The following is a 21,643-nucleotide window of genomic DNA, read 5'->3' on the forward strand; positions in this document are numbered from 1 at the left end:
AAACTTACAAATTTCATTCTATTTGTAAAGGAAACCTTTGTAACTTTGGGATTTCGCCTTTCAAATTTGTTTTTAATGAAATACATTTTTCTATTCTTCACCAGTTTTCTATTTGCACAGCAAACTAAATACGTTGATTTCAAATCTGTTTCTGGACAATTGTCATTAAATCCGAAAGATAAAATGATTTCTGGAACTGTCGATTTCCAATTTGAAGTTTTGCAAGACACTGATACCATTTCGCTTGACGCTAAAAATATGGAATTTTCAAAGGTGAAAATCGATGAAAACGAAATCATGTTCATCAATACTAGCAAAGAACTAAAATTGGTTTTCCCTTTTAAAAAAGGACAAAATCATTTGACTTTTAGTTACACTGCAAAACCAAAGCAAGCCTTGTATTTTGTTGAAATGGAAAATGAAGAAGTACAAATCTGGACGCAGGGGCAGGGAAGATATACCAGTAATTGGTTTCCTAGTTTTGATGATGTAAATGAAAAGTTGATTTTTAATTTAGGTATTTCTTACGACAAAGATTATCAAGTAGTTTCGAATGGAGTTTTAAAAGAAAAAATAGCCAACGGAAATCTAAATCATTGGCAATATGAGATGGAAAAACCAATGAGTTCGTATTTATTAATGCTGGCAATTGGAAAATATGATAAAAAAGAATTTAAATCTAAAAGCCGAATTCCTTTAGAATATTACTATGAGCCAAAAGATGCAGATCGTTTTGAGCCAACTTATCGCTATTCAAAGCGTATTTTTGATTTTCTTGAAAAAGAAATTGGCGTAAAATATCCTTGGAAAATTAACAGACAAATTCCCGTTAGAGACTTTTTGTATGCAGGAATGGAAAATACTACTTCGACACTTTTTGCAACACGTTATGTAGTAGATTCAATAGGTTTTTGCGATAGAAATTATACCAATGTAGACGCGCACGAATTAGCACATCATTGGTTTGGAGATTTAATTACAGCTGAGAGCAGTACGCATCATTGGCTTCAGGAAGGTTTTGCGACTTACTTTGCTTTGCTTGCTGAAAAAGATATTTATGGCGAAGATTACTTTTACTCGAAATTATACGACACAGCGCAACAAATCAAATTTGCTTCTCGTACAGATGCGATTCCAGTTTTAAATGCAAAAGCAAGTTCTTTGACTTTTTACGAAAAAGGAGCTTGGACATTATTCGTTTTACATGAATCTATTGGTGATAAAGCCTTTAAAAAAGCAATTAAAAGTTATTTGAATAAATATGCTTATCAAACTGTAAACACGCAGAATTTCTTCGATGAAATTAAAAAAGTTTCCGATTTTGATTTGGATAAATTTCAGAAAACTTGGTTAGAATCAACTGTTTTTGATACGCCAACTGCAAATGAATTGTTGAGTAAAAACAAAACCATTCAAAAGCGATTAGAAATTGATAAATTGAAAAAAACGCCTTTGAAAGATAAAACGGATATTTTGAAAAATACTTTAGAATCTGATGTTTATCAATCTGTAAAAGAAGCTGTTGTTGATCAATTAGAAAATGAAAAATACGAAGATAAAAAGTCTCTTTTGCTTTTGGCAATGCAAACTAATAATGTCAGAGTACGTCAAAATCTGGCAGGATCTTTAACTCAAATTCCAGAAGATTTTAGAACAAATTACGAAACACTTTTGGATGATAAATCGTATCAAACACAAGAAATTGCGCTTTATTGGCTTTGGCGAAATTTTCCCGATCATAGAACAGAATATTTGGATAAATCTAAAAACTGGATTGGTTTCAACGATTATAATCTGAGAACTTTGTGGCTTTCGTTAGCTTTATCTACACCAAACTACAGCAGTGAAAAAGATACTTTGGTAAATGAATTAATTGCTTTTTCTTCTACAAAATATGAAGCTACAACTCGACAAAATGCTTTAGAAAAGTTAATTGCTTTTAAAATCATTAACGATCAGGTTTTGAGTAATTTAGTTGGCGCGACTACACATCATATGTGGCAATTTTCGAAATTTGGAAGAGACACAATTAGACTTCTGCTAAAAAATCCTGAAATGCGTGCTTCATTTAATAGAATTTTGCCTAATTTGACCCCCGATGAGCAATTCCAATTGAATCGTTTGTTGAAAGAGTAAATTAGAGTTGAGTGAAGCAAGAAAATTGAAAAATAGAAGAAAGAAGCAAGAGGTAAGATTTCTAGAAATAAGGTAAAAAGTCTTTCTTCTTGCTTCTTTCCTCTGCCAAGTCTAAAAAAAAATATCCCAAAAAACAAAACCTACATTACAATTTATGAGAGCATTGGTTATTTCAGGAGGCGGCAGTAAAGGCGCATTTGCCGGCGGTGTTGCCCAGTATTTAATAGAAGAAAAAAGACACGAATACGATTTGTTTTTAGGAACTTCAACAGGAAGTTTACTGATTCCGCATTTGGCTCTCGGTCATATTAAAAAAATACATTCTGTATACACCAATGTTACCATGTCGAGTATTTTCAATATTTGTCCATTTGTGGTGAAAGCCAAAGACGGAGTGGACATTGTGACAATTAATCACTTTAATGTTATACGTCAGTTTTTTAAAGGAAAACGAACTTTTGGAGAAAGCAAAGGGTTGAAAAAATATATTCAGAATAACTTTTCTCTTTCCGATTTTAATAAATTGAAGAAGCTTAAAACCGACGTAATCGTAACTGTAACGAATTTTACAACAAACGAATCTGAATATAAATCGGCTAAAGATTGTACGTATGAGGAGTTTTGCGAATGGTCTTGGATATCGAGTAATTATGTTCCGTTTATGAGTTTGGTCGAGAAGAACAACTTTGAATACGGTGATGGAGGATTTTCAAGTTTAGTTCCAATTCGCGAAGCTATAAACCGTGGCGCTACAGAAATTGATGTAATTGTACTTGAAACAGAAGTGAATACCACGAAAACAGTAATTGGAAAAAATCCGTTTTCATTAATGATTGACTTGTTTAGAATTGCTTTAGATCAAGTCGAAAAACACGATATTGCTATAGGAAAACTTATGGCAAATACTAAAGATGTAAAACTTAACTTATATTATACTCCGATTAAATTAACAGACAATGCGTTGATTTTCAATAAGGATGTAATGAAAGAATGGTGGGAGCAAGGTTACGAATATGCTCAGAATAAGTCTGAGGTTATGAGTGATAACAGGAAGATGTAGATTTGAGATTATAGACTTAAGATTGCAGATTTTAGATTGTTTTCTAGTTTCAATCTAAAATCTGCAATCTAAAATCTAAAATATATTTTTAGTACCAAAGATCTGCAACTTCATTTTTAACAAAACTTAAAGCAGCATTACTAGGAGATTGCTTTTCTAGTAAATCATTCAAAATTACTTCGCGAAGTTTATCAGCGTTTTCAACTTTATCGCTCATTGCAGCTTTACGAATCATTTGGATTGTTGCATTTTTTGCAGTAGAAATGATTGTCCAGCATTCATCAGACATATAAATTTGTTGCGTTAAATTATGCTCAAATTCCTGTTCGATTTGCTCAATTAGGTAATTTTCGTAGTCGTGTTTATTTTGAGAAATTGGAGAAATTCTAATTAATAATTTAGTCAAATTAATACGTTCCAAAAATAAAGTCATACGCTCGTATGCTTGTAAACGTATTGGCAACGATTCCTTGTGTGCTTGTTTGTTTAATAAAAATGCACGTTTTTTATCATTGTTTTTAATGTGCAGTTCAAAAAAACTGTAAGCAACAAATCCAGTAACAATTGCAGGTAAAGTGTAACTGGCTAATTCTATAATTCTTGTAAAATCCATTGGGTTAATTTTTTAGCAAAAATATACTTTTTGATGAGAAATCAACTTTAAATTTTTGGTAATAAACAAAAAGGAAGCTGTACTTTTGCAACTTGTTTTTTACGGAGACTAAAATATATTTTTAATGGATTCATATATAATACTTTTTCTTTGTTTGGCGGCGTTTGCTGCAGGATTTATTGATGCAATTGTTGGCGGCGGCGGATTAATCCAAACTCCTATGGGATTAATTTTATTGCCAAATCTCCCCGTTTCGACTGTAGTTGGAACTTTGAAGATTCCAGCTTTTAGCGGAACTGCTTTTGCCGCTTTTCAATATTTAAAGAAAGTTGTTATTCAGTGGAAACTCTTAATTATTATGATGTGCTTGGCAGTTCCGTCAGCATTTTTAGGTTCTACAATTTTAACAATGGTCAGCAATGATTTTATGAAACCGCTTTTATTGGTCGTCTTATCCTTATTGTTCGTTTATACTTATGCCAAGAAAAATTTCGGACAACACGAGGCAAAAGATCATTCGGCCGCAACTCAAATATTTTATGCTGTTGTTATCAGTATGATTATTGGGTTTTACGACGGATTTATCGGACCAGGAACAGGAAGTTTCTTTGTTGTAGCTTTTATTGCGCTTTTAGGATTTGATTTTCTTCACGCTTCCGCGAATGCTAAAATGGTAAATCTAGCAACCAATTTCGGTTCGATTTGTCTGTTTATGATTAAAGGAAAAATTATTTGGGCAATTGCAATTCCGATGGCAATTAGCAACGGACTTGGTGGATGGCTTGGAGCAAAACTAGCCATCAATAAAGGAAACGGATTTATTAGAATTTTCTTTTTAATCGTTGTAATCGGAACTTTAATACGATTTGCTTACGATGTGTTTTTTAAATAAGATGCTAAGTTTCTAAGATTCTAAGCTACTAAGTTTTTTTAAGTAAAGAGAATAAAGCTTAGAGCCTCAGTAATTTAGTGTCTTAGAAACTTTAAAAAAAACTGTTTTTTTCTTAGCCCCGATTGAGGCGGTATCCTCGCAGCGTAGCGGAGAGATATAGCCGAAAGCGGGAAACCATGTTTAATAAAATGCCTAAATGTTTGGCTTCAAAAAAAGAAAAAAACTTAGTGTCTTAGAACCTTAGCCTCTTAGGAACTTTCTTTTTAAATTCTTATTTTTGCATAAAAGGAGAAAATTACATGCAGAAATATATTGACCAGCTCAACGAAGCGCAGAGGGCGCCTGTTTTAAAGAAAGACGGGCCGATGATTATTATTGCTGGTGCAGGTTCGGGAAAAACACGTGTTTTAACAATTAGAATTGCGTATTTGATGGCTCAGGGAATTGATGCCTTCAATATTTTGTCGCTGACTTTTACTAATAAAGCAGCCCGCGAGATGAAACACAGGATTTCGGATATTGTGGGTGCGAGCGAGGCAAAAAACCTTTGGATGGGAACTTTCCACTCTATTTTTGCTCGTATTTTGCGTGCCGAATCAGATCATTTAGGATATCCTTCCAATTTTACTATTTACGATTCTCAGGATTCGGCTAGATTGATTTCTTCGATTATCAAAGAAATGCAGCTGGATCGCGACATTTACAAACCAAAACAAGTTTTAGGACGTATATCTAATTATAAGAATAGTTTGATTACGGTTAAAGCTTATTTTAATAATCCGGAATTGGTTGAAGCGGATGCGATGGCAAAAAGACCTCGATTAGGAGAAATTTATCAGCAATATGTTGAGCGCTGTTTTAAGGCAGGTGCAATGGATTTTGATGATTTGTTGTTGAAAACCAATGAGTTGCTGACTCGTTTTCCTGAGGTTTTGGCTAAGTATCAAGATCGTTTCCGTTATATTTTGGTTGATGAGTACCAAGATACGAATCACTCTCAGTATTTGATTGTTAGAGCTTTATCGGATAGATTTCAGAATATTTGTGTCGTTGGAGATGATGCGCAGAGTATTTATGCTTTCCGTGGCGCGAACATCAATAACATTCTGAATTTCCAAAAAGATTATGAAGGTGTAATTATGTTCCGTTTAGAGCAAAATTACCGTTCGACAAGAAATATTGTTGAAGCGGCAAATACCGTGATGGAACACAATAAAACCAAACTGGATAAAGTGGTTTGGACAGCAAATGAGTTTGGGCCAAAAATTAAGGTTCACAGAAGTTTGACTGATGCAGAAGAAGGCCGTTTTGTTGCAAGTACAATTTTTGAGCAGAAAATGCAAAATCAACTGCATAATGGTGCTTTTGCTATTTTGTATCGTACCAATGCACAGTCGCGTGCAATGGAAGATGCTTTAAGAAAACGTGATATTCCGTATCGAATTTATGGAGGTTTATCTTTCTACCAACGTAAAGAGATTAAGGATGTTTTATGTTACTTGCGTTTGGTTCTGAATCCGAAAGATGAGGAAGCTTTGATTCGTGTAATCAATTATCCAGCGCGTGGAATTGGAGATACAACGGTTGAGAAACTGACAATTGCTGCCAATCATTACAAACGTTCGATTTGGGAAGTAATGGTTAACATCGATAAAATCGATTTGAAACTGAATGCTGGTACGAAAAATAAGTTGAAGGATTTCGTTACCATGATTCAGAGTTTTCAAGTTATTGATCAAAATCAGGATGCTTTTTATATAACAGACCACGTTGCGAAGAAAACAGGTTTGGTTCAGGAATTGAAGAAAGATGCTACTCCTGAAGGAATGGCGAAAATTCAGAATATCGAAGAGCTTTTAAACGGTATTAAAGATTTTACTGAAGGACAAAGAGAAATTGACGGAGCAAGAGGTGCACTTTCTGAATTTATGGAAGATGTGGCTTTGGCAACTGATTTGGATAAAGATACAAACGATGATGATCGTGTGGCTTTAATGACGATTCACTTAGCAAAAGGATTGGAGTTTCCGCATGTATTTGTGGTGGGAATGGAAGAAGATTTGTTTCCTAGTGCTATGAGTATGAGCACGAGAAGTGAATTGGAAGAAGAACGCCGATTATTTTATGTAGCATTGACTCGTGCAGAGCATCAGGCGTATTTGACTTATGCTCAGTCACGTTACCGCTGGGGGAAACTTACAGATAGTGAGCCTTCAAGATTTATTGAAGAAATAGATGGTCAATTTTTGGAATATTTAACGCCATCTGAAACAAGCTATCGTTATAAGTCTCCAATTGATGGCGATATTTTTGGTGATGTTGACAAATCAAAATTGCGTTTGGCAAAACCAGTAGGAGGAACTCCTCCAAAACAGATTACAGATAATAGTCCGAAACCAGATTTAAATATTCGAAAATTAAAACCTGTTTCTGGAAACACACCAAGTAGCGGAAATTCAAATTTATTTGATAGTAAGCTGACAATAGGAAACGTTGTGATGCACGAACGTTTCGGAAAAGGAGAAGTGATTAACCTTGAAGGTGTTGGAGCAGACAGAAAAGCAGAAATTAAATTTGAAGTAGGCGGAATTAAGAAATTGTTGTTAAGATTTGCTAAATTAGATGTTGTAGGGTAATAATTTTAGTTTGATGTTTCAAGTTTTTTGGAACGTTAAACTTGAAACCTGAAATAAATTTTAACTTGAAACAAAAAACAAATGGCTGAATTTATAAAAATATACCCAGATAAACCTAGTGAAGCGGCTATTGCAAAAGTGGTAAAAGTGCTTCAGAATGGTGGTTTGGTAATTTATCCAACTGATACTGTTTATGGTTTAGGTTGCGATATTACCAATTCGAGAGCGTTAGAAAAAATTGCTAGAATAAAAGGAGTAAAATTAGAAAAGGCGAACTTTTCATTTATTTGTTCTGATTTGAGTAATCTGTCAGATTATGTTAGACAGATTGATACTTCGACTTTTAAGATTTTAAAAAGAGCATTGCCAGGACCTTATACTTTTATTTTACCTGGAAATAATAATCTTCCAAAAGAATTTAAAAAGAAAACTACAGTTGGTATTCGTGTTCCTGACAATAATATCATCTTAGAGATTGTTCGTCAGTTAGGAAATCCTGTTGTTTCGACTTCTATTCGTGATGAAGATGATGTAATAGAATATACTACCGATCCAGAATTAATTTTTGAAAAATGGCAGAATCTTGTCGATCTTGTAATCGATGGTGGTTATGGAGATAACGTGGGATCAACTATTATTGATCTTTCTGAACATGAGCCAGTTATTGTCAGAGAAGGTAAAGGTGATATTGATATTTTGTAAAAAAATACTCTAAAAGTATAAAATCATAAAAAATATGAGTAACTTTATTATAGTTAAAATTTAGTTAGTTACTTAAAGATAATGCTATTCTTGATTTATATTTAATTGGTTATTAAAAAAATTAAGGATACATAAAAGCAGGTCGAATGACCTGCTTTTTCTGTATTATAAAGTATGTGAAACTCTAATTATTTTTGTTGTTTCTTCATTTCTTTTTCAATCATATCATAGAATTGATCAATTTTTGGCATAACTACGATACGAGTTCTTCTGTTACGAGCTTTGTTCTCAGCAGAATCGTTTGCAACTAATGGTACGTAAGAACTTCTACCTGCAGCAATCAATTTAGCTGGGTTAACACCAAGATCGTTTGTTAATACACGAACGATAGAAGTAGAACGTTTAACACTTAAATCCCAGTTGTCTAAGATAACTCCGTTGCTTTTGTATGGAACATCATCAGTGTGTCCTTCAACCATACACTCAAAATCAGGTTTGTCGTTTACAACTTTAGCAACTTTAGCTAAAACAGATTTAGCTTTATCACTTACGTCATAGCTTCCGCTTTTGAATAATAATTTATCAGCGATAGAGATGAATACAACTCCTTTTTCAACATTAACTTCGATGTCTGGATCGTTGATTCCAACTGCACCTTTCAAGCTTGTAACTAATGCTAAAGTAACACTGTCTTTTTTAGTTAAAGCGTCTTGAAGTCTAGAGATTTTCAAATCTTTTTCTTTTAAACTTTCAAGAGATTTTTCAAGGTTTTCAGCACCTTTAGTAGTTAAGATAGTTAAATCTTTAGAGCTGTTGATTAAATCTTTATTATGTTCTTTGTAGCTTTCAGCTGTTGCCGCTAATCCAGCTTTTTCTTCTAAGCACGTATTTAATTTTACAGTACATGAGTTTAACAAATCTTGAGTCTCTTTGTTTTTTGCTTCTAACTCAGCATATTTCTTTTTAGAAACACATGATGTCAGAGCCATTAATACTGATAGTGCGATAACTATTTTTCTCATAAATTTAATTTTAATTAGACTTGATTACAAATTTAGTTTTTAATATTTTGAATACTGTTAAAGATTTCTTTAAATAGAGTCAATTTCCTGATATAATAAAGGAAAACGATGCTTTTTACAGAATAGTATTGCTGTATTTGAAAATCTTTTCGTTTTTTAAGATATTTTAAAGATAAGCAATAAAATGAAAAATGCGCCTTTAAAATGGCAATAGTATGTCCAAATTTACCTTGTGTAAGAAAACGGATACCTGCAATTCCATCCAAAACCATTCGGAAAAAAATCACAAAGAATAATCCTCTTTTTGGTAGATTTTTTACCAACATTAATAATGAATTTCTAAAATTCAAATATGTTTTCTTTGGATTTCCCTGTTGTAATGTTGCTCCGCCAACGTGATAAACGAGAGACTGATAATTATATTTAATAATATGTCCTTCGTTTGCTGCTCGCCAGCATAAATCAATTTCTTCTTGATGTGCAAAGAAGCTTTCATCGAAACCGCCTAATTCATGATAAACACTTTTTCTTATGAAAAAACAAGCGCCAGAAGCCCAGAACAATTCGATATTATCATTGTATTGCCTATTGTCTTTTTCAATTGTATCAAATATTCTTCCCCTGCAAAAAGGGAAACCATATTTATCAATAAAACCACCCGCTGCACCTGCATATTCGAAATATTCTTTGTTTTTAAAATCAAGAATTTTAGGCTGAATAATAGCGGTTTGTTTTTCTTTTTCGAAAGTATCTAGAATCGGTTGAAGCCAATTTTCTGTGACCTCAATATCTGAATTAACTAATGCGTAAATTTCTGCATCAATATGTTTCAAAGCATCATTATAGCCTTTTGCAAAGCCATAATTGCCTGAATTTTTTACAATTTTTATGGTTGGAAAATGTTCTGTAACGTATGCAACAGAATTATCCGTAGAATCATTGTCAGCAACATAAATTGCTGCGCCTTCTGAAAACCGAACAACAGATGGTAAAAACTGCTCTAGCAATTTTACTCCGTTCCAATTTAAAATGACAACTGCTATTTTATCCAAAAGTACTTAGTTATTAATTTTTTTAATGGTTTTCTTTATAGTCTGGTAGGTTTCTTAAAAACTCATATTTTTCGTTTTCAAAATCCATTTGACAATAAAAATGGTTCAGTCCGTTTGTGACATTCAAAAACCGTGCCTGCATTGTCATATTGTAACGCGCAATTTGATCAAAAGTTGCCTGAGAAATTTTAACTTCTGGGGCTTTGCATTCTACTAATATATGTATAGAACCATCTGAGTTAAATACCACAACATCGTATCGTTTTCTTAATCCATTGACAGTTAAAACTTTCTCTACATTTATAAGTGATTTTGGGTATTTTTTTTCATGCATCAGATAATGAACAACGTGCTGACGAACCCATTCTTCTGGAGTAAGAATTATAAATTTTTTCCTGATTTCATCAAAAATAGACACTTTATTTTCGCTATTTTTGAATCGGAAAGTGTAAGTAGGGAAATTTAGCTTTAACATAAAGCAAAAATATAAAATAGTTTTTTGTTTCAAAATAACTTGAAACTTTAAACTTGAAACAAGTATAAATGGACGAAGTAGTAAAAATTGTTAATGATATAAAAGCTGGAGATATTAAACCGATTTATTTTTTAATGGGTGAAGAACCTTATTACATAGATAAGTTGTCGGAATATATTGAAGGGAATGTTTTGGCCGAAGAAGAAAGAGGTTTTAATCAGACAGTTTTATATGGAAGAGATGTATCCGTTGATGATATTGTTTCAACGGCCAAGCGCTATCCGATGATGGCTGAACGTCAAGTTGTTATAGTGAAAGAAGCGCAGGATTTATCAAGAACAATTGATAAAATCGAATCTTACGTAGAAAATCCGATGCCAACAACTGTTCTGGTTTTTTGCTATAAATATAAAACACTCGACAAACGTAAAAAAGTTACTAAGCTTTTAGGGCAAAAAGGAGTTGTATACGAAAGTAAAAAATTATACGAAAATCAAGTAGGAGACTGGATTAAGCGTGTTTTGGCGGGAAAAAAATATACAATTGACCCGAAAGCAAATGCCATGTTGGTTGAGTTTTTAGGTACAGATTTAAGTAAAATCAATAATGAGTTAGAAAAACTGCAGATTATTTTGCCAAAAGGCACCATGATTACAGCAGAACATATTGAAGAGAATATTGGTTTTAGTAAAGATTATAATGTATTCGAACTTCGAAAAGCAATTGGAGAGCGTAATCAATTGAAAGCATATAAGATAGCAGATAATTTTGCTCATAATCCAAAAGAATATCCTTTAGTTATGACTACTGGTTTGGTATTCGGTTTTTTTGTTCAGCTTTTAAAATATCATGGATTAAAAGATAAAAGCGCGAAAAATGTTGCGAGCGCACTTGGAGTAAATCCGTATTTTTTGAAAGAATATGATTTGGCAGTAAAAAATTATCCAATGAGAAAAGTTAGTCAGATTGTTGGTGCTTTACGCGATATTGATATTAAAAGTAAAGGTGTGGGTGCTAATGCTTTACCTCAGTCAGATTTGTTAAAAGAAATGCTTTATAAAATATTTAATTAAGCCATTAAAATTCACGATATTTGCGTTTCTAAAAATTTGACGCTAATAATATTTACACAATTATGGGAATGAATAAAAACACCATTTTAGGATGGGCCACTTTAATAATGGTACTTATGGGATTTTTGCTTATAGGTCTAGGAATCTTTAGATACAGCGATGTTTCTGGTTGGGGATTTGGTGCTGTTGGAGTTGGTTTTCTTGCTAATGCTTGGGTTTTCAATGCTTTGAAAGGTAGAGTCTAAAATGTTAGAATTCAAAAAAGAAATAAATAATTATAATAAAAAATAAAAAATGTCAGACGATAAGAAAGTAATTTTCTCAATGCAGAAATTGAGTAAAACCTATCAAGGAGCAGACAAACCAGTTCTTAAGAATATTTACCTTAGTTTCTTCTACGGAGCTAAGATTGGTATTTTGGGACTTAATGGTTCTGGAAAATCTTCACTTTTAAAAATTATTGCTGGAGTTGATAAAAACTATCAAGGTGATGTAGTTTTTCAACCTGGTTATACAGTAGGATATTTAGAGCAGGAACCAATTCTTGATGATTCTAAAACAGTTATCGAAATTGTTCGTGAAGGAGCAGCTGAAACGATGGCAGTTTTAGAAGAATACAATCAAATTAATGATTTATTTGGTCTTGAAGAAAACTATTCAGATCCAGATAAAATGGATAAATTGATGGATCGTCAAGCGGCTTTACAAGACAAAATTGATGCTCTTGGTGCTTGGGAAATCGATACAAAATTAGAAATCGCAATGGATGCGTTGCGTACTCCAGAAGGAGATACACCAATTAAAAACCTTTCAGGAGGTGAGCGTCGTCGTGTAGCTTTATGCCGTTTGTTATTGCAACAACCAGATGTATTGTTATTAGATGAGCCTACCAACCACCTTGATGCTGAGTCAGTTCTATGGTTAGAGCAACACTTAGCGCAATATTCTGGAACTGTTATTGCTGTAACGCACGACCGTTATTTCTTGGATAATGTTGCTGGTTGGATTTTAGAGTTGGATAGAGGAGAAGGTATTCCATGGAAAGGAAACTATTCTTCTTGGTTAGACCAAAAATCAAACCGTATGGCTCAAGAAGAAAAAGTGGCTTCTAAACGTAGAAAAACTTTAGAGCGTGAGTTAGAATGGGTTCGTCAAGGAGCTAAAGGTCGTCAGACTAAACAAAAAGCGCGTTTGCAGAACTACGATAAATTATTAAACGAAGATCAAAAACAATTGGATGAAAACTTGGAAATCTACATTCCAAATGGTCCACGTTTAGGAACTAATGTAATTGAAGCTAAAAATGTAGCAAAAGCTTTTGGTGAAAAATTATTATATGATAATTTGAACTTTACTTTGCCACAAGCAGGAATTGTTGGAATTATTGGACCAAACGGTGCTGGTAAATCGACTATTTTCAAAATGATTATGGGCGAACAATCTACTGACAGTGGGGAATTTTCAGTTGGAGAAACTGTAAAAATCGCTTACGTAGATCAGTCGCACTCTAATATTGATCCGAATAAATCTATTTGGGAAAACTTTGCTGACGGTCAGGAATTGATTATGATGGGAGGAAAGCAAGTAAACTCTAGAGCTTATTTATCTCGTTTCAACTTTGGTGGTGGTGAGCAAAACAAAAAAGTTTCTATGCTTTCTGGTGGTGAGCGTAACCGTTTACACTTAGCAATGACTTTGAAAGAAGAAGGAAACGTACTTTTACTGGATGAGCCTACGAATGACCTTGACGTAAATACGCTTCGTGCTCTTGAAGAAGGTTTGGAAAATTTTGCAGGTTGTGCTGTAATTATTTCTCACGACAGATGGTTCTTAGATAGAATTTGTACACACATTTTAGCTTTCGAAGGAGATTCTGAAGTTTATTTCTTTGAAGGAAGTTTCTCTGATTATGAAGAAAACAAAAAGAAACGCCTTGGTGGTGATTTAACTCCGAAACGTTTGAAATACAGAAAATTAATTAGATAATATTTCTAAATTAATTACAAACAAAAAATCCCAAATTCCAATTAATGTGAATTTGGGATTTTTTATATTTTTAAGTTTTTCCATCTAGTTTGTCATTTCGACGAAGGAGAGATCTCCGTAAGTAGCTCCATTCCAATTGGCTAATCTTTGTAGAGTTTCTTGCGAAGATCTCTCCTTCGTCGAAATGACAATATTGAGAAAAATTGTAATTTTTATTTTGGAATTTTTACAAAAACTTAGCTTTCAACTCCGGCGTAGGTATCATACAACTCTCTTTTTTACCATACCAATTATATCTGTTTTTTGCAACATAATTATAAATTCTGTCGCTGATAAAAATCGGTACAATTCTAAAAATCGGAGTTAATTTCCAAATACCACCAAAATTTTTAGCGATTTCAAGAATAGCAGAAGATTTGTAGAAATATGCTGTTCCAGGATCGTACAAAATAATACTATCCATTTTAGAAAAACTGATTCCTAAATGTTTGCAGATAGAAATTCCTAAATCAGATTGCAATGCTACAAATCTAAAAATATCTTTTTTGTCATGATTGATAATAAACTGTACAGCGGAACTGCAGAGATTACAAACTCCATCAAAGAGAACTATTTTTTTATTTTTTGGAAGACTTTCCATTTTATAGTTTTAGGGTAAAGCTTTACTAAAGTTCTAGACTTTGATAAAGCTATATTTAGTGAAATCAATTTTATCTATCGATTTTTGATAATTATAAATTTAATAAATCAAAAACTGCTTTCATAAATTAATTTAAATCGACTTTTAAAAATAAGTAATGATATTTTACTTAAAAAATAAATTCATTTCTTAAATCGCTTTATTTTAATTTTGATCTTTTTTTTGCAAATTTAAAGACCTAAAAACTGCGACTGAGACTGAAAACTTATTTTTTCACTGCTTCAACTAATTCCAATTCATCTAAACTTACTTTCGAAGTAAAAATTCCATAATTTACTGTCGCTTTGTTTTTTTCGATAGAATCGATACTTCCAACAGATCTTCCGTCAAGCATTCTTACTCGGTCACCAACTTTTAAAATTGGTTTTGGTTTTTCTACAACAGGCTTAAGTTTCTTCTCTTTTTTCTCTTTTCTAATTTCTTCAACTTTTACCTGAACTTCAGCGATAATTTCTTTTTGCTTTTCAACTTTTGCTTTTACTTCTTTTGGCGTAGCTTTTTTACGTTTAGAATTTTCAATTTCAACAATTTTCAAAAACTCGCCAATCAGTTCTTTTTTGTTTTTGTTGTTAAAATACTTTTCAGCAATGTCATCAATTTTTTGTCCGATATAAATTATCTTTTGATTACTATCATATAATTCCTGATAGCTTTCTAATTTTTGCTGGATTTTAGTATTGATGTTTTCCATCTTTTTGCTTTCCTCGCGCGCTCGGGTTTCTTCTTCTTTTAAATTCAAAGAAGTTTTTTCCAGTTTCGATCGCTCTTTTTGTAGCGTTGCAATGGTTTTGTCAAAACGAACTTTTCCAACTTCAATTTTCTTTTTTGCACGATTAATCAAACCAAACGGAATTCCATTTTTCTGCGCCACTTCAAAAGTAAACGAACTTCCTGCTTGACCCAAAGCCAATTTGTACATTGGTTCCAATGACTTTTCGTCGAACATCATATTCGCATTTGTTGCGTATGGCAATTCGTTCGCAAGAATTTTTAAATTAGAATAATGCGTTGTAATAATTCCGAAAGCTTCACGGTGATAAAATTCTTCTAAGAAAATTTCAGCCAAAGCTCCACCCAATTCAGGATCAGAACCTGTACCAAATTCGTCAATTAAAAACATGGTTTTTCTATTACATTTCTTTAAAAAGTAATTCATGTTTTTTAATCGATAACTATAAGTACTTAAGTGATTCTCAATAGATTGATTATCTCCAATGTCTGTTAAAATTCTATCAAACAAGAAAGTTTCACTTCTTTCGTGAACCGGAATCAAAATTCCAGATTGCAACATTAATTGTAATAATCCAACTGTTTTTAAGGAAATGGTTTTTCCTCCGGCGTTTGGTCCAGAAATTACAATAATTCTATTTTCTTGTTTTAACTCAATGGTCTGTGGATGCGTAACTTCTTGTTTTTGTTTGTTGTTCAAATACAAAATCGGATGATACGCTTCTCTAAAGAACAATCTTCTTTCATCTGTAATTGTTGGTAAGATTCCGTTAATGCGATTTGCGTATTTTGCTTTTCCAGCAACTACATCAATATCACTTAAAAAATCTTGATATTCAACCAATAAAGGAAGAAACGGACGAATCACATTCGATAAATTCTTTAAAATTCTCGTAATTTCTTCTTTCTCTTCGTATTCTAAATTAGCTAATTCTCTGGAGTATTTTAAAGTAGCTTCTGGTTCGATGTAAGCGATACTTCCAGTTTTAGAACTTCCTAAAATTGAACCTTTTACCTTGCGACGATACATTGCTAAAACCGCTAAAACTCTACGATTCTGAACAAAACTTTCTTTAATATCGTCCAAATAGCCTAAGCCATTATATTGAGTTAAAGCCACACCGAAACTTTGATTCACTTTTCCGCGAACCAAATTCATATTTTGTCGAATTCCAGCTAGAGCAGGAGAAGCATTGTCTTTAATTTCTCCGTATTTATCAACGATTGCGTCAATTGCAGTAATGATGTCTTTTGTCAATTCTACTCTTGAAGCTCTTGCATTTAGATTCGGATAATAATCATCGAATTTTTTTAAGAAGTTCAATAAGACATTTGTTGTAGCAGAAAGGTTAGCGATTTTTCTAAAACTTCCAACTTCAAGAAAACTGTCTTCGATTGCTAAAAATTTAATTTCGTGCGTAATAGCATCAAATCCGTGATTCGGAATTGCGTTGTTATTTTGAAAAGAAGATACATACTCTGATGTCTGCATCAAAGATTGCATTAATTCTTCTTTATCTCTAAATGGTTTTATTTGTAAAGCCTTTTCTTTTCCAATGTCGGTGTTGCAGCCATCTGAAATGGTTTCTAATACAGTTGGAAATTGTAAGTCTTGTAATGTTTTTTCTGTAATACTGATCATTTAATTTCTTTATGAAAGCAAAGGCAAAAGTACGAAAACATTAATGAATTGTGAATTATGAATCGTGAATTATTAATGATAAGTTATGAATTATGAGTTATTTGTTTGTTTAGTTTTTAACTTGGACTTTTGACTTTTTTGATTTTAAGTAATTATTTCTGAAATTCGCATAAAAAAAATTATGGACGTAAAAATGCATTCTTCTTGGAAACCTGTTTTGAATGAAGAATTCGAAAAACCATATTTCAACGATTTAATTGAATTTGTAAAATCGGAATATGCAACTAAAATTTGTTATCCAAAAGGGAATCAAATTTTTTCTGCTTTTGACCATTGCCATTTTAATGAAGTAAAAGTGGTGATTATTGGACAAGATCCTTATCACGGACCAAATCAGGCAAATGGTTTATGTTTTTCTGTAAGCGATGGAATTCCTTTTCCACCTTCTTTATATAATATTTTTAAAGAAATTGAAACCGATTTAGGAAAACCGCTTCCTAAAACTGGAAATTTAGAACGTTGGGCAGATCAAGGAGTTTTTCTTTTAAATGCTACTTTAACAGTTAGACAATCCGAAGCTGGAAGTCATCAAGGAAAAGGCTGGGAAAAATTTACTGATGCTGTAATCAAACAAATTTCTGCTGAAAAAGAAAATGTTGTTTTCTTGCTTTGGGGAGGTTTCGCTCAGAAGAAAGCCGCATTGATTGATGCTTCAAAACACCATATTCTAAAATCTGGACATCCTTCGCCATTGAGCGCAAATAGAGGATTTTGGTTTGGTAATAAACATTTTAGCCAAACAAATGATTTTCTAAAATCGAAAGGGCTAAAAGAAATTGAGTGGTAATTTTTTGTAAGTAGCAAATTTTCAGAGAGACAAAGGTGCAAAGGGTAAAACTTTGTGTCTTTTTCTCAATGTTGCGATTTCTGCTTTCAGTCGAAATGACAAAAAAAATCTTTTGAATCTGTGAGAAACAAAAGATTTTACTTGTTTTATTTTTTTACGATTTCTTCTAAAACAGCTTTGTTTTCGTAATTCACTACTTTTAGAATAATCTCTTGATTTTTAGCTGTTTTTCCTTCAATGATATAAAGCTTTCCACTTTTAACAGGAACGTTACTTTGGTCAAAATCAACATCTCCGTAAGTTAATGTGTTTTTGATATCAGCTGTGTCAACCCATTTTTCGCTTAAAGTCTGAACGGCTTTTGGAGAATATTGAAAAGGTTTTGTTCTAAGATTATTTAAAACTCTTGCATTTGGAAAATAATTACAACGAGTATCTTTTCCAATAAAAAATCCTGATACGATAAAACATCCCATTACGAGACCAATCAGATAATATGCAAAACGGTGTACGAACTTCATGAAATAAATTTTTTGCAAAGGTACATTAAAGTTCCTTTAAAATACAAGTAAATTAATATCGTTATCAGGTAAATCAAACCAATCGCCAATGGCTTTGTTTGTTAAAATTCCATGATAAAGATAAATTCCGTTTTTAAGTCCTTTGTTGCATCGAATTGCACTTTCAATACCACCATCTTCGGCTATCTGATGCAGATAAGGAGTTAAGATGTTACTTATTGATAATGAAGCAGTTTTAGAATAACGTGAAGGGATATTTGGTACACAATAGTGTAAAACATTACTTTTTATGAATGTTGGTTTTTCGTGTGTAGTTACTTCTGAAGTTTCGAAGCAACCACCAGTATCAATGCTAACATCAACAATCACTGCACCTTTTTTCATGTGTTCAACCATTGTTTCGTTTACAACAATCGGGCAACGCTCTTTACCGCGCATGGCGCCAATTGCCACGTCACAACGCCTTAAAGCCTTTAATAAACCTTTTTGCTGTATCGTTGAAGTGAAAATTCTTTGGCTCAAATTGTTTTGAAGACGACGTAATTTGGTAATTGAATTGTCAAAAACTTTTACGTTTGCTCCCAATCCAATTGCGGTTTTTGCAGCAAATTCGCCTACAGTTCCGGCTCCTAAAATTACAACTTCGGTAGGAGGAACGCCTGTAATGTTTCCGAATAAAAGTCCTTTTCCGAATTCATCAGTAATCATTAATTCAGCGGCAATAAGGATTGAAGCGGTTCCTGCAATTTCGCTTAAAGATTTTACTGCTGGATAAGATCCGTCTTCGTCTTTAATATATTCAAAAGCTAATGCTGTGATTTTCTTTTTTGCTAAAGCTTCGAAATATTCTTTCTTTTTGGTTTTTAGCTGAATAGCAGAAATAATTACCGTTTCTGGATTTATCATTTCAATTTCAGCCAATGTTGGCGGTTCTACCTTTAATAGGAATGGACAGCCAAAAACTCTTTTGGTGTCTTTTGTAATTTCTGCACCAGCATCTGCATATTCTTTATCCGTATAACTCGAACTCTCGCCAGCTCCAGATTCAATCATGACACGATGACCTTCGTAAGTTAAGGAATTGACCGCATCAGGCGTAAGACAGATACGACGTTCTTGATAACTTGTTTCTTTAGGAATTCCTATAAAAAGTTCTCTTTTAAAACGACCAACCTCAAGTTTTTCTTCCTGTGGTATTAATTGTTGTTTTGTAAATGGAGTTAACGTGATTGACATGGATAGTGCAAAATATTAAGAGTACAAATTACGTAAAAAGTTTTAGAATTAGTGTAAAAATTCTGCTAATACTCACAGTTAAAAGTTAAGAAACGTAAAAACTTTCAATAAAGGAGGATTTTTCTTTCCGTAAATATTTGTGCAGGTTTAAACTAATTCAAGTTCTCTTTTTCCATCAGAAAGTAATTCGATATTTATGGTAGAATGTTCTTCAGGGATCAAGCTTGCAATTTTTTCAGACCATTCAATAAAACACCAATTTCCAGAATATAAATAGTCATCAACCCCCATGTCGAGTGCTTCAGTTTCTTTATTTAATCTGTAGAAATCAAAGTGGTAAACGGTTTGATTATTAGAAGTTTTGTATTCATTTACAAGAGAAAAAGTCGGACTGCTTGTTGCATCTTGAACTCCTAAACTTTTGCATAATTGTTTGATTAAAGTGGTTTTTCCAACTCCCATTTCACCATTAAAAAGAATGATTTTTTTAGGATTTGAAGCTATAATCTGCTCAGCAACTTCTTGAATTTGATCTAATGAAAAAACGATATTCATTTTTAATTACATATTTAATTAGTCTCAGTCGCAGTCACAGTTTTCAGTATTCACTGAGACTGAAAACCGCGACTGAGAACTTCATTTATTTTAGTCTCAGTCGCAGTCACAGTTTTCAGTTTTGACTGAGACTGAAAACCGCGACTGAGAACTTTTTTATTTCGGGTTAAATACCAAAAACGGAATAATCATTTCTTCTAATGAAATTCCTCCGTGCTGGTAAGTATTTTTATAATAACTCACATAATGGTTGTAGTTGTTTACGTAAGCCAAGAAAAAATCATTTTTAGCAAAAATAAACGAACTGCTCATGTTTATTGCAGGCAATCCGATGGTTTTAGGTTCTTTTACCACATAAACATCTTTTTGCTCGTATGTCAAACTACGTCCAGTTTTATAACGCAAATTTAGACTTGTATTTTTATCTCCCACAACTTTCGACGGATTTTTTACATTAATTGTTCCGTGATCTGTTGTTAGAATTAGTTTGAAGCCTAAAAGTTGTGCTTGCTGAATAATTTCTAATAATGGAGAATTTTTAAACCAACTTAAAGTTAAAGAACGATACGCTTTGTCGTCTGAAGCCAATTCTTTTACCACTTCCATTTCGGTTTTGGCGTGAGAAAGCATATCAACAAAGTTGTAGACTACAGTAACTAAGTCATTTTCTTTTAAAGCTTTAAAGTTTTCGGCTAGCTTTTTACCGCCAGCATAATTGGTGATTTTAAAATAATCTTCTTTAATGTTTAAGCCTAAACGTTTCAATTGAGCCGATAAAAATTCAGCCTCATAAAGGTTTTTACCGCCATCATCAACATCATTTTTCCAATATTGAGGGAACTGTTTTTCCATTTCCAAAGGCATTAAACCTGAGAAAATTGAGTTTCTTGCATATTGTGTAGCAGTTGGCAGAATAGAGTAGTACGGAACTTCTTTTTCTAATTTGTAATAATTTGATATTACGCTTTCAAAAGATTTCCATTGGTCGTAACGAAGGTTGTCGATTACCACAAAAAGAACCGGTTTGTCTTTCTTTTTAAGTTCAGGAACAACTAATTCTTTAAATAAAGTATTGGATTGTATTGGTTTATCTGCTTTTGGTGCAAACCAATCTTCATAATTTCTTTCAATGAATTTTCCGAATTGAGAATTGGCTTCAACTTTTTGAGATTCCAAAATTTCGATCATCGCGGTATCGTTGATGTCTTCCAATTTCAATTCCCAAAAAAGCAATTTTTTATATAATTCGATCCAATCTTCATAAGAATTAACCATTGCCAATTCCATTGAAATTTTCCTGAATTCTTTCTGATAATCTAATGTTGTTTTTTCTGTAATTAATCTCGAATCATCCAAGTTTTTCTTCAAACTCAACAAAATCTGATTCGGATTTACTGGTTTAATCAAATAATCAGCGATTTTAGAGCCAATCGCTTCTTCCATTATATATTCTTCCTCACTTTTGGTAATCATAATCATCGGAATAGCTGATTTTTTCTCTTTCATTTCAGAAAGCGTTTCCAATCCGCTCATTCCAGGCATGTTTTCGTCTAGAAAAACTATATCAAAATTATCTTCTTCAAACAATGCAATCGCATCTAATCCGTTATTACAAGTAGTAACTTCGTAGTTCTTTTTTTCTAGAAATAGTATGTGTGGCTTTAAAAGATCGATTTCATCGTCGACCCAAAGTATTTTTATCTTATCCATAAATCAATTTAATTTTACTGCAATTTAAAGTTATAGAACTTAAAAAGTATTAAAAA

General features: G+C 32.7%; 19 protein-coding genes. 9 read left to right on the forward strand and 10 right to left on the reverse strand.

Annotation, left to right across the window (positions count from 1 at the left end; translation table 11 throughout):
* Positions 1-75 precede the first annotated feature (75 nt).
* Positions 76-2,136: a M1 family metallopeptidase gene (locus ACE01P_RS03805; protein WP_379694374.1), complete on the forward strand. Its 2,061-nt coding sequence runs from the start codon at positions 76-78 to the stop codon at positions 2,134-2,136.
* Between the two features lie 154 nt (positions 2,137-2,290).
* Positions 2,291-3,196, forward strand: coding sequence for a patatin family protein (locus tag ACE01P_RS03810; protein WP_379694376.1), 906 nt, complete (start codon positions 2,291-2,293; stop codon positions 3,194-3,196).
* A gap of 88 nt (positions 3,197-3,284) precedes the next feature.
* On the opposite strand, the gene ACE01P_RS03815 is transcribed toward ACE01P_RS03810, so the two are convergent.
* Positions 3,285-3,809, reverse strand: coding sequence for a hypothetical protein (locus ACE01P_RS03815; protein ID WP_379694379.1), 525 nt, complete (start codon positions 3,807-3,809; stop codon positions 3,285-3,287).
* Positions 3,810-3,933: 124 nt separating this feature from the next.
* On the opposite strand from ACE01P_RS03815, the gene ACE01P_RS03820 reads away from it, so the two are divergent.
* The 3 genes from ACE01P_RS03820 (at position 3,934) to ACE01P_RS03830 (ending at position 8,039) form a co-directional block, all read left to right on the forward strand.
* Positions 3,934-4,701, forward strand: a complete 768-nt coding sequence (locus ACE01P_RS03820; protein ID WP_379694382.1) for a sulfite exporter TauE/SafE family protein — start codon at positions 3,934-3,936, stop codon at positions 4,699-4,701.
* A gap of 299 nt (positions 4,702-5,000) precedes the next feature.
* A complete protein-coding gene (locus ACE01P_RS03825; RefSeq protein WP_379694385.1) occupies positions 5,001-7,337 on the forward strand; it encodes an ATP-dependent helicase in 2,337 nt (778 codons plus the stop codon).
* A gap of 81 nt (positions 7,338-7,418) precedes the next feature.
* Positions 7,419-8,039: an L-threonylcarbamoyladenylate synthase gene (locus tag ACE01P_RS03830; RefSeq protein WP_379694388.1), complete on the forward strand. Its 621-nt coding sequence runs from the start codon at positions 7,419-7,421 to the stop codon at positions 8,037-8,039.
* 188 nt (positions 8,040-8,227) lie between these two features.
* Here ACE01P_RS03830 and ACE01P_RS03835 read toward each other — a convergent pair whose 3' ends face one another.
* The 3 genes from ACE01P_RS03835 to ACE01P_RS03845 are packed head-to-tail and all read right to left on the reverse strand — an operon-like array spanning position 8,228 to position 10,588.
* Positions 8,228-9,061 carry a flagellar motor protein MotB gene (locus tag ACE01P_RS03835; protein WP_379694390.1) on the reverse strand — a complete coding sequence of 278 codons (834 nt, stop codon included), beginning with the start codon at positions 9,059-9,061 and terminating at the stop codon, positions 8,228-8,230.
* Positions 9,062-9,093: 32 nt separating this feature from the next.
* Positions 9,094-10,113, reverse strand: coding sequence for a glycosyltransferase (locus ACE01P_RS03840; protein WP_379694392.1), 1,020 nt, complete (start codon positions 10,111-10,113; stop codon positions 9,094-9,096).
* A 22-nt stretch (positions 10,114-10,135) separates the two neighbouring features.
* Positions 10,136-10,588, reverse strand: coding sequence for a type I restriction enzyme HsdR N-terminal domain-containing protein (locus tag ACE01P_RS03845; RefSeq protein ID WP_379694813.1), 453 nt, complete (start codon positions 10,586-10,588; stop codon positions 10,136-10,138).
* Between the two features lie 68 nt (positions 10,589-10,656).
* On the opposite strand from ACE01P_RS03845, the gene holA reads away from it, so the two are divergent.
* From holA to ettA, 3 genes are all read left to right on the forward strand, one after another.
* A complete protein-coding gene (holA, locus tag ACE01P_RS03850; protein WP_379694394.1) occupies positions 10,657-11,661 on the forward strand; it encodes a DNA polymerase III subunit delta in 1,005 nt (334 codons plus the stop codon).
* 62 nt (positions 11,662-11,723) lie between these two features.
* The gene (locus tag ACE01P_RS03855; protein ID WP_198855722.1) at positions 11,724-11,906 is read left to right on the forward strand and encodes a CAL67264 family membrane protein; all 183 of its coding nucleotides are present in this window, start codon (positions 11,724-11,726) and stop codon (positions 11,904-11,906) included.
* A gap of 49 nt (positions 11,907-11,955) precedes the next feature.
* On the forward strand, positions 11,956-13,647 hold the full coding sequence (gene ettA, locus ACE01P_RS03860; protein ID WP_144212865.1) for an energy-dependent translational throttle protein EttA: 1,692 nt from the start codon (positions 11,956-11,958) through the stop codon (positions 13,645-13,647).
* A 226-nt stretch (positions 13,648-13,873) separates the two neighbouring features.
* On the opposite strand, the gene ACE01P_RS03865 is transcribed toward ettA, so the two are convergent.
* Together ACE01P_RS03865 and ACE01P_RS03870 are read right to left on the reverse strand one after the other, a co-directional pair.
* On the reverse strand, positions 13,874-14,287 hold the full coding sequence (locus tag ACE01P_RS03865) for a thiol-disulfide oxidoreductase DCC family protein (RefSeq protein WP_379694397.1): 414 nt from the start codon (positions 14,285-14,287) through the stop codon (positions 13,874-13,876).
* Between the two features lie 265 nt (positions 14,288-14,552).
* The gene (locus ACE01P_RS03870; protein WP_379694399.1) at positions 14,553-16,718 is read right to left on the reverse strand and encodes a DNA mismatch repair protein MutS; all 2,166 of its coding nucleotides are present in this window, start codon (positions 16,716-16,718) and stop codon (positions 14,553-14,555) included.
* A gap of 181 nt (positions 16,719-16,899) precedes the next feature.
* On the opposite strand from ACE01P_RS03870, the gene ACE01P_RS03875 reads away from it, so the two are divergent.
* Positions 16,900-17,565 carry a uracil-DNA glycosylase gene (locus ACE01P_RS03875; RefSeq protein WP_379694401.1) on the forward strand — a complete coding sequence of 222 codons (666 nt, stop codon included), beginning with the start codon at positions 16,900-16,902 and terminating at the stop codon, positions 17,563-17,565.
* A 146-nt stretch (positions 17,566-17,711) separates the two neighbouring features.
* On the opposite strand, the gene ACE01P_RS03880 is transcribed toward ACE01P_RS03875, so the two are convergent.
* The 4 genes from ACE01P_RS03880 to ACE01P_RS03895 all read right to left on the reverse strand — a co-directional run bounded on the left by ACE01P_RS03880 (position 17,712) and on the right by ACE01P_RS03895 (position 21,587).
* Entirely contained in the window at positions 17,712-18,086 is a 375-nt protein-coding gene (locus tag ACE01P_RS03880) for a DUF4258 domain-containing protein (RefSeq protein ID WP_379694404.1), read from the reverse strand.
* Between the two features lie 36 nt (positions 18,087-18,122).
* A complete protein-coding gene (locus ACE01P_RS03885) occupies positions 18,123-19,322 on the reverse strand; it encodes an alanine dehydrogenase (RefSeq protein ID WP_379694406.1) in 1,200 nt (399 codons plus the stop codon).
* A 147-nt stretch (positions 19,323-19,469) separates the two neighbouring features.
* Positions 19,470-19,877, reverse strand: a complete 408-nt coding sequence (tsaE, locus tag ACE01P_RS03890) for a tRNA (adenosine(37)-N6)-threonylcarbamoyltransferase complex ATPase subunit type 1 TsaE (protein WP_379694408.1) — start codon at positions 19,875-19,877, stop codon at positions 19,470-19,472.
* A gap of 156 nt (positions 19,878-20,033) precedes the next feature.
* Entirely contained in the window at positions 20,034-21,587 is a 1,554-nt protein-coding gene (locus tag ACE01P_RS03895) for a PglZ domain-containing protein (RefSeq protein WP_379694410.1), read from the reverse strand.
* Positions 21,588-21,643: the final 56 nt, after the last annotated feature.

Source organism: Flavobacterium sp. HJSW_4 (assembly GCF_042436695.1).
Lineage (GTDB): Bacteria > Bacteroidota > Bacteroidia > Flavobacteriales > Flavobacteriaceae > Flavobacterium.

Bases quoted from the DNA above. Each gene is read 5' to 3' on its own strand.
- ACE01P_RS03805 (WP_379694374.1), top strand. From the start codon at position 76: ATGAAATACATTTTTCTATTCTTCACCAGTTTTCTATTTGCACAGCAA.
- ACE01P_RS03810 (WP_379694376.1), top strand. From the start codon at position 2,291: ATGAGAGCATTGGTTATTTCAGGAGGCGGCAGTAAAGGCGCATTTGCC.
- ACE01P_RS03815 (WP_379694379.1), bottom strand. From the start codon at position 3,809: ATGGATTTTACAAGAATTATAGAATTAGCCAGTTACACTTTACCTGCA.
- ACE01P_RS03820 (WP_379694382.1), top strand. From the start codon at position 3,934: ATGGATTCATATATAATACTTTTTCTTTGTTTGGCGGCGTTTGCTGCA.
- ACE01P_RS03825 (WP_379694385.1), top strand. From the start codon at position 5,001: ATGCAGAAATATATTGACCAGCTCAACGAAGCGCAGAGGGCGCCTGTT.
- ACE01P_RS03830 (WP_379694388.1), top strand. From the start codon at position 7,419: ATGGCTGAATTTATAAAAATATACCCAGATAAACCTAGTGAAGCGGCT.
- ACE01P_RS03835 (WP_379694390.1), bottom strand. From the start codon at position 9,061: ATGAGAAAAATAGTTATCGCACTATCAGTATTAATGGCTCTGACATCA.
- ACE01P_RS03845 (WP_379694813.1), bottom strand. From the start codon at position 10,588: ATGTTAAAGCTAAATTTCCCTACTTACACTTTCCGATTCAAAAATAGC.
- holA (WP_379694394.1), top strand. From the start codon at position 10,657: ATGGACGAAGTAGTAAAAATTGTTAATGATATAAAAGCTGGAGATATT.
- ACE01P_RS03855 (WP_198855722.1), top strand. From the start codon at position 11,724: ATGGGAATGAATAAAAACACCATTTTAGGATGGGCCACTTTAATAATG.
- ettA (WP_144212865.1), top strand. From the start codon at position 11,956: ATGTCAGACGATAAGAAAGTAATTTTCTCAATGCAGAAATTGAGTAAA.
- ACE01P_RS03865 (WP_379694397.1), bottom strand. From the start codon at position 14,287: ATGGAAAGTCTTCCAAAAAATAAAAAAATAGTTCTCTTTGATGGAGTT.
- ACE01P_RS03870 (WP_379694399.1), bottom strand. From the start codon at position 16,718: ATGATCAGTATTACAGAAAAAACATTACAAGACTTACAATTTCCAACT.
- ACE01P_RS03875 (WP_379694401.1), top strand. From the start codon at position 16,900: ATGGACGTAAAAATGCATTCTTCTTGGAAACCTGTTTTGAATGAAGAA.
- ACE01P_RS03880 (WP_379694404.1), bottom strand. From the start codon at position 18,086: ATGAAGTTCGTACACCGTTTTGCATATTATCTGATTGGTCTCGTAATG.
- ACE01P_RS03885 (WP_379694406.1), bottom strand. From the start codon at position 19,322: ATGTCAATCACGTTAACTCCATTTACAAAACAACAATTAATACCACAG.
- tsaE (WP_379694408.1), bottom strand. From the start codon at position 19,877: ATGAATATCGTTTTTTCATTAGATCAAATTCAAGAAGTTGCTGAGCAG.
- ACE01P_RS03895 (WP_379694410.1), bottom strand. From the start codon at position 21,587: ATGGATAAGATAAAAATACTTTGGGTCGACGATGAAATCGATCTTTTA.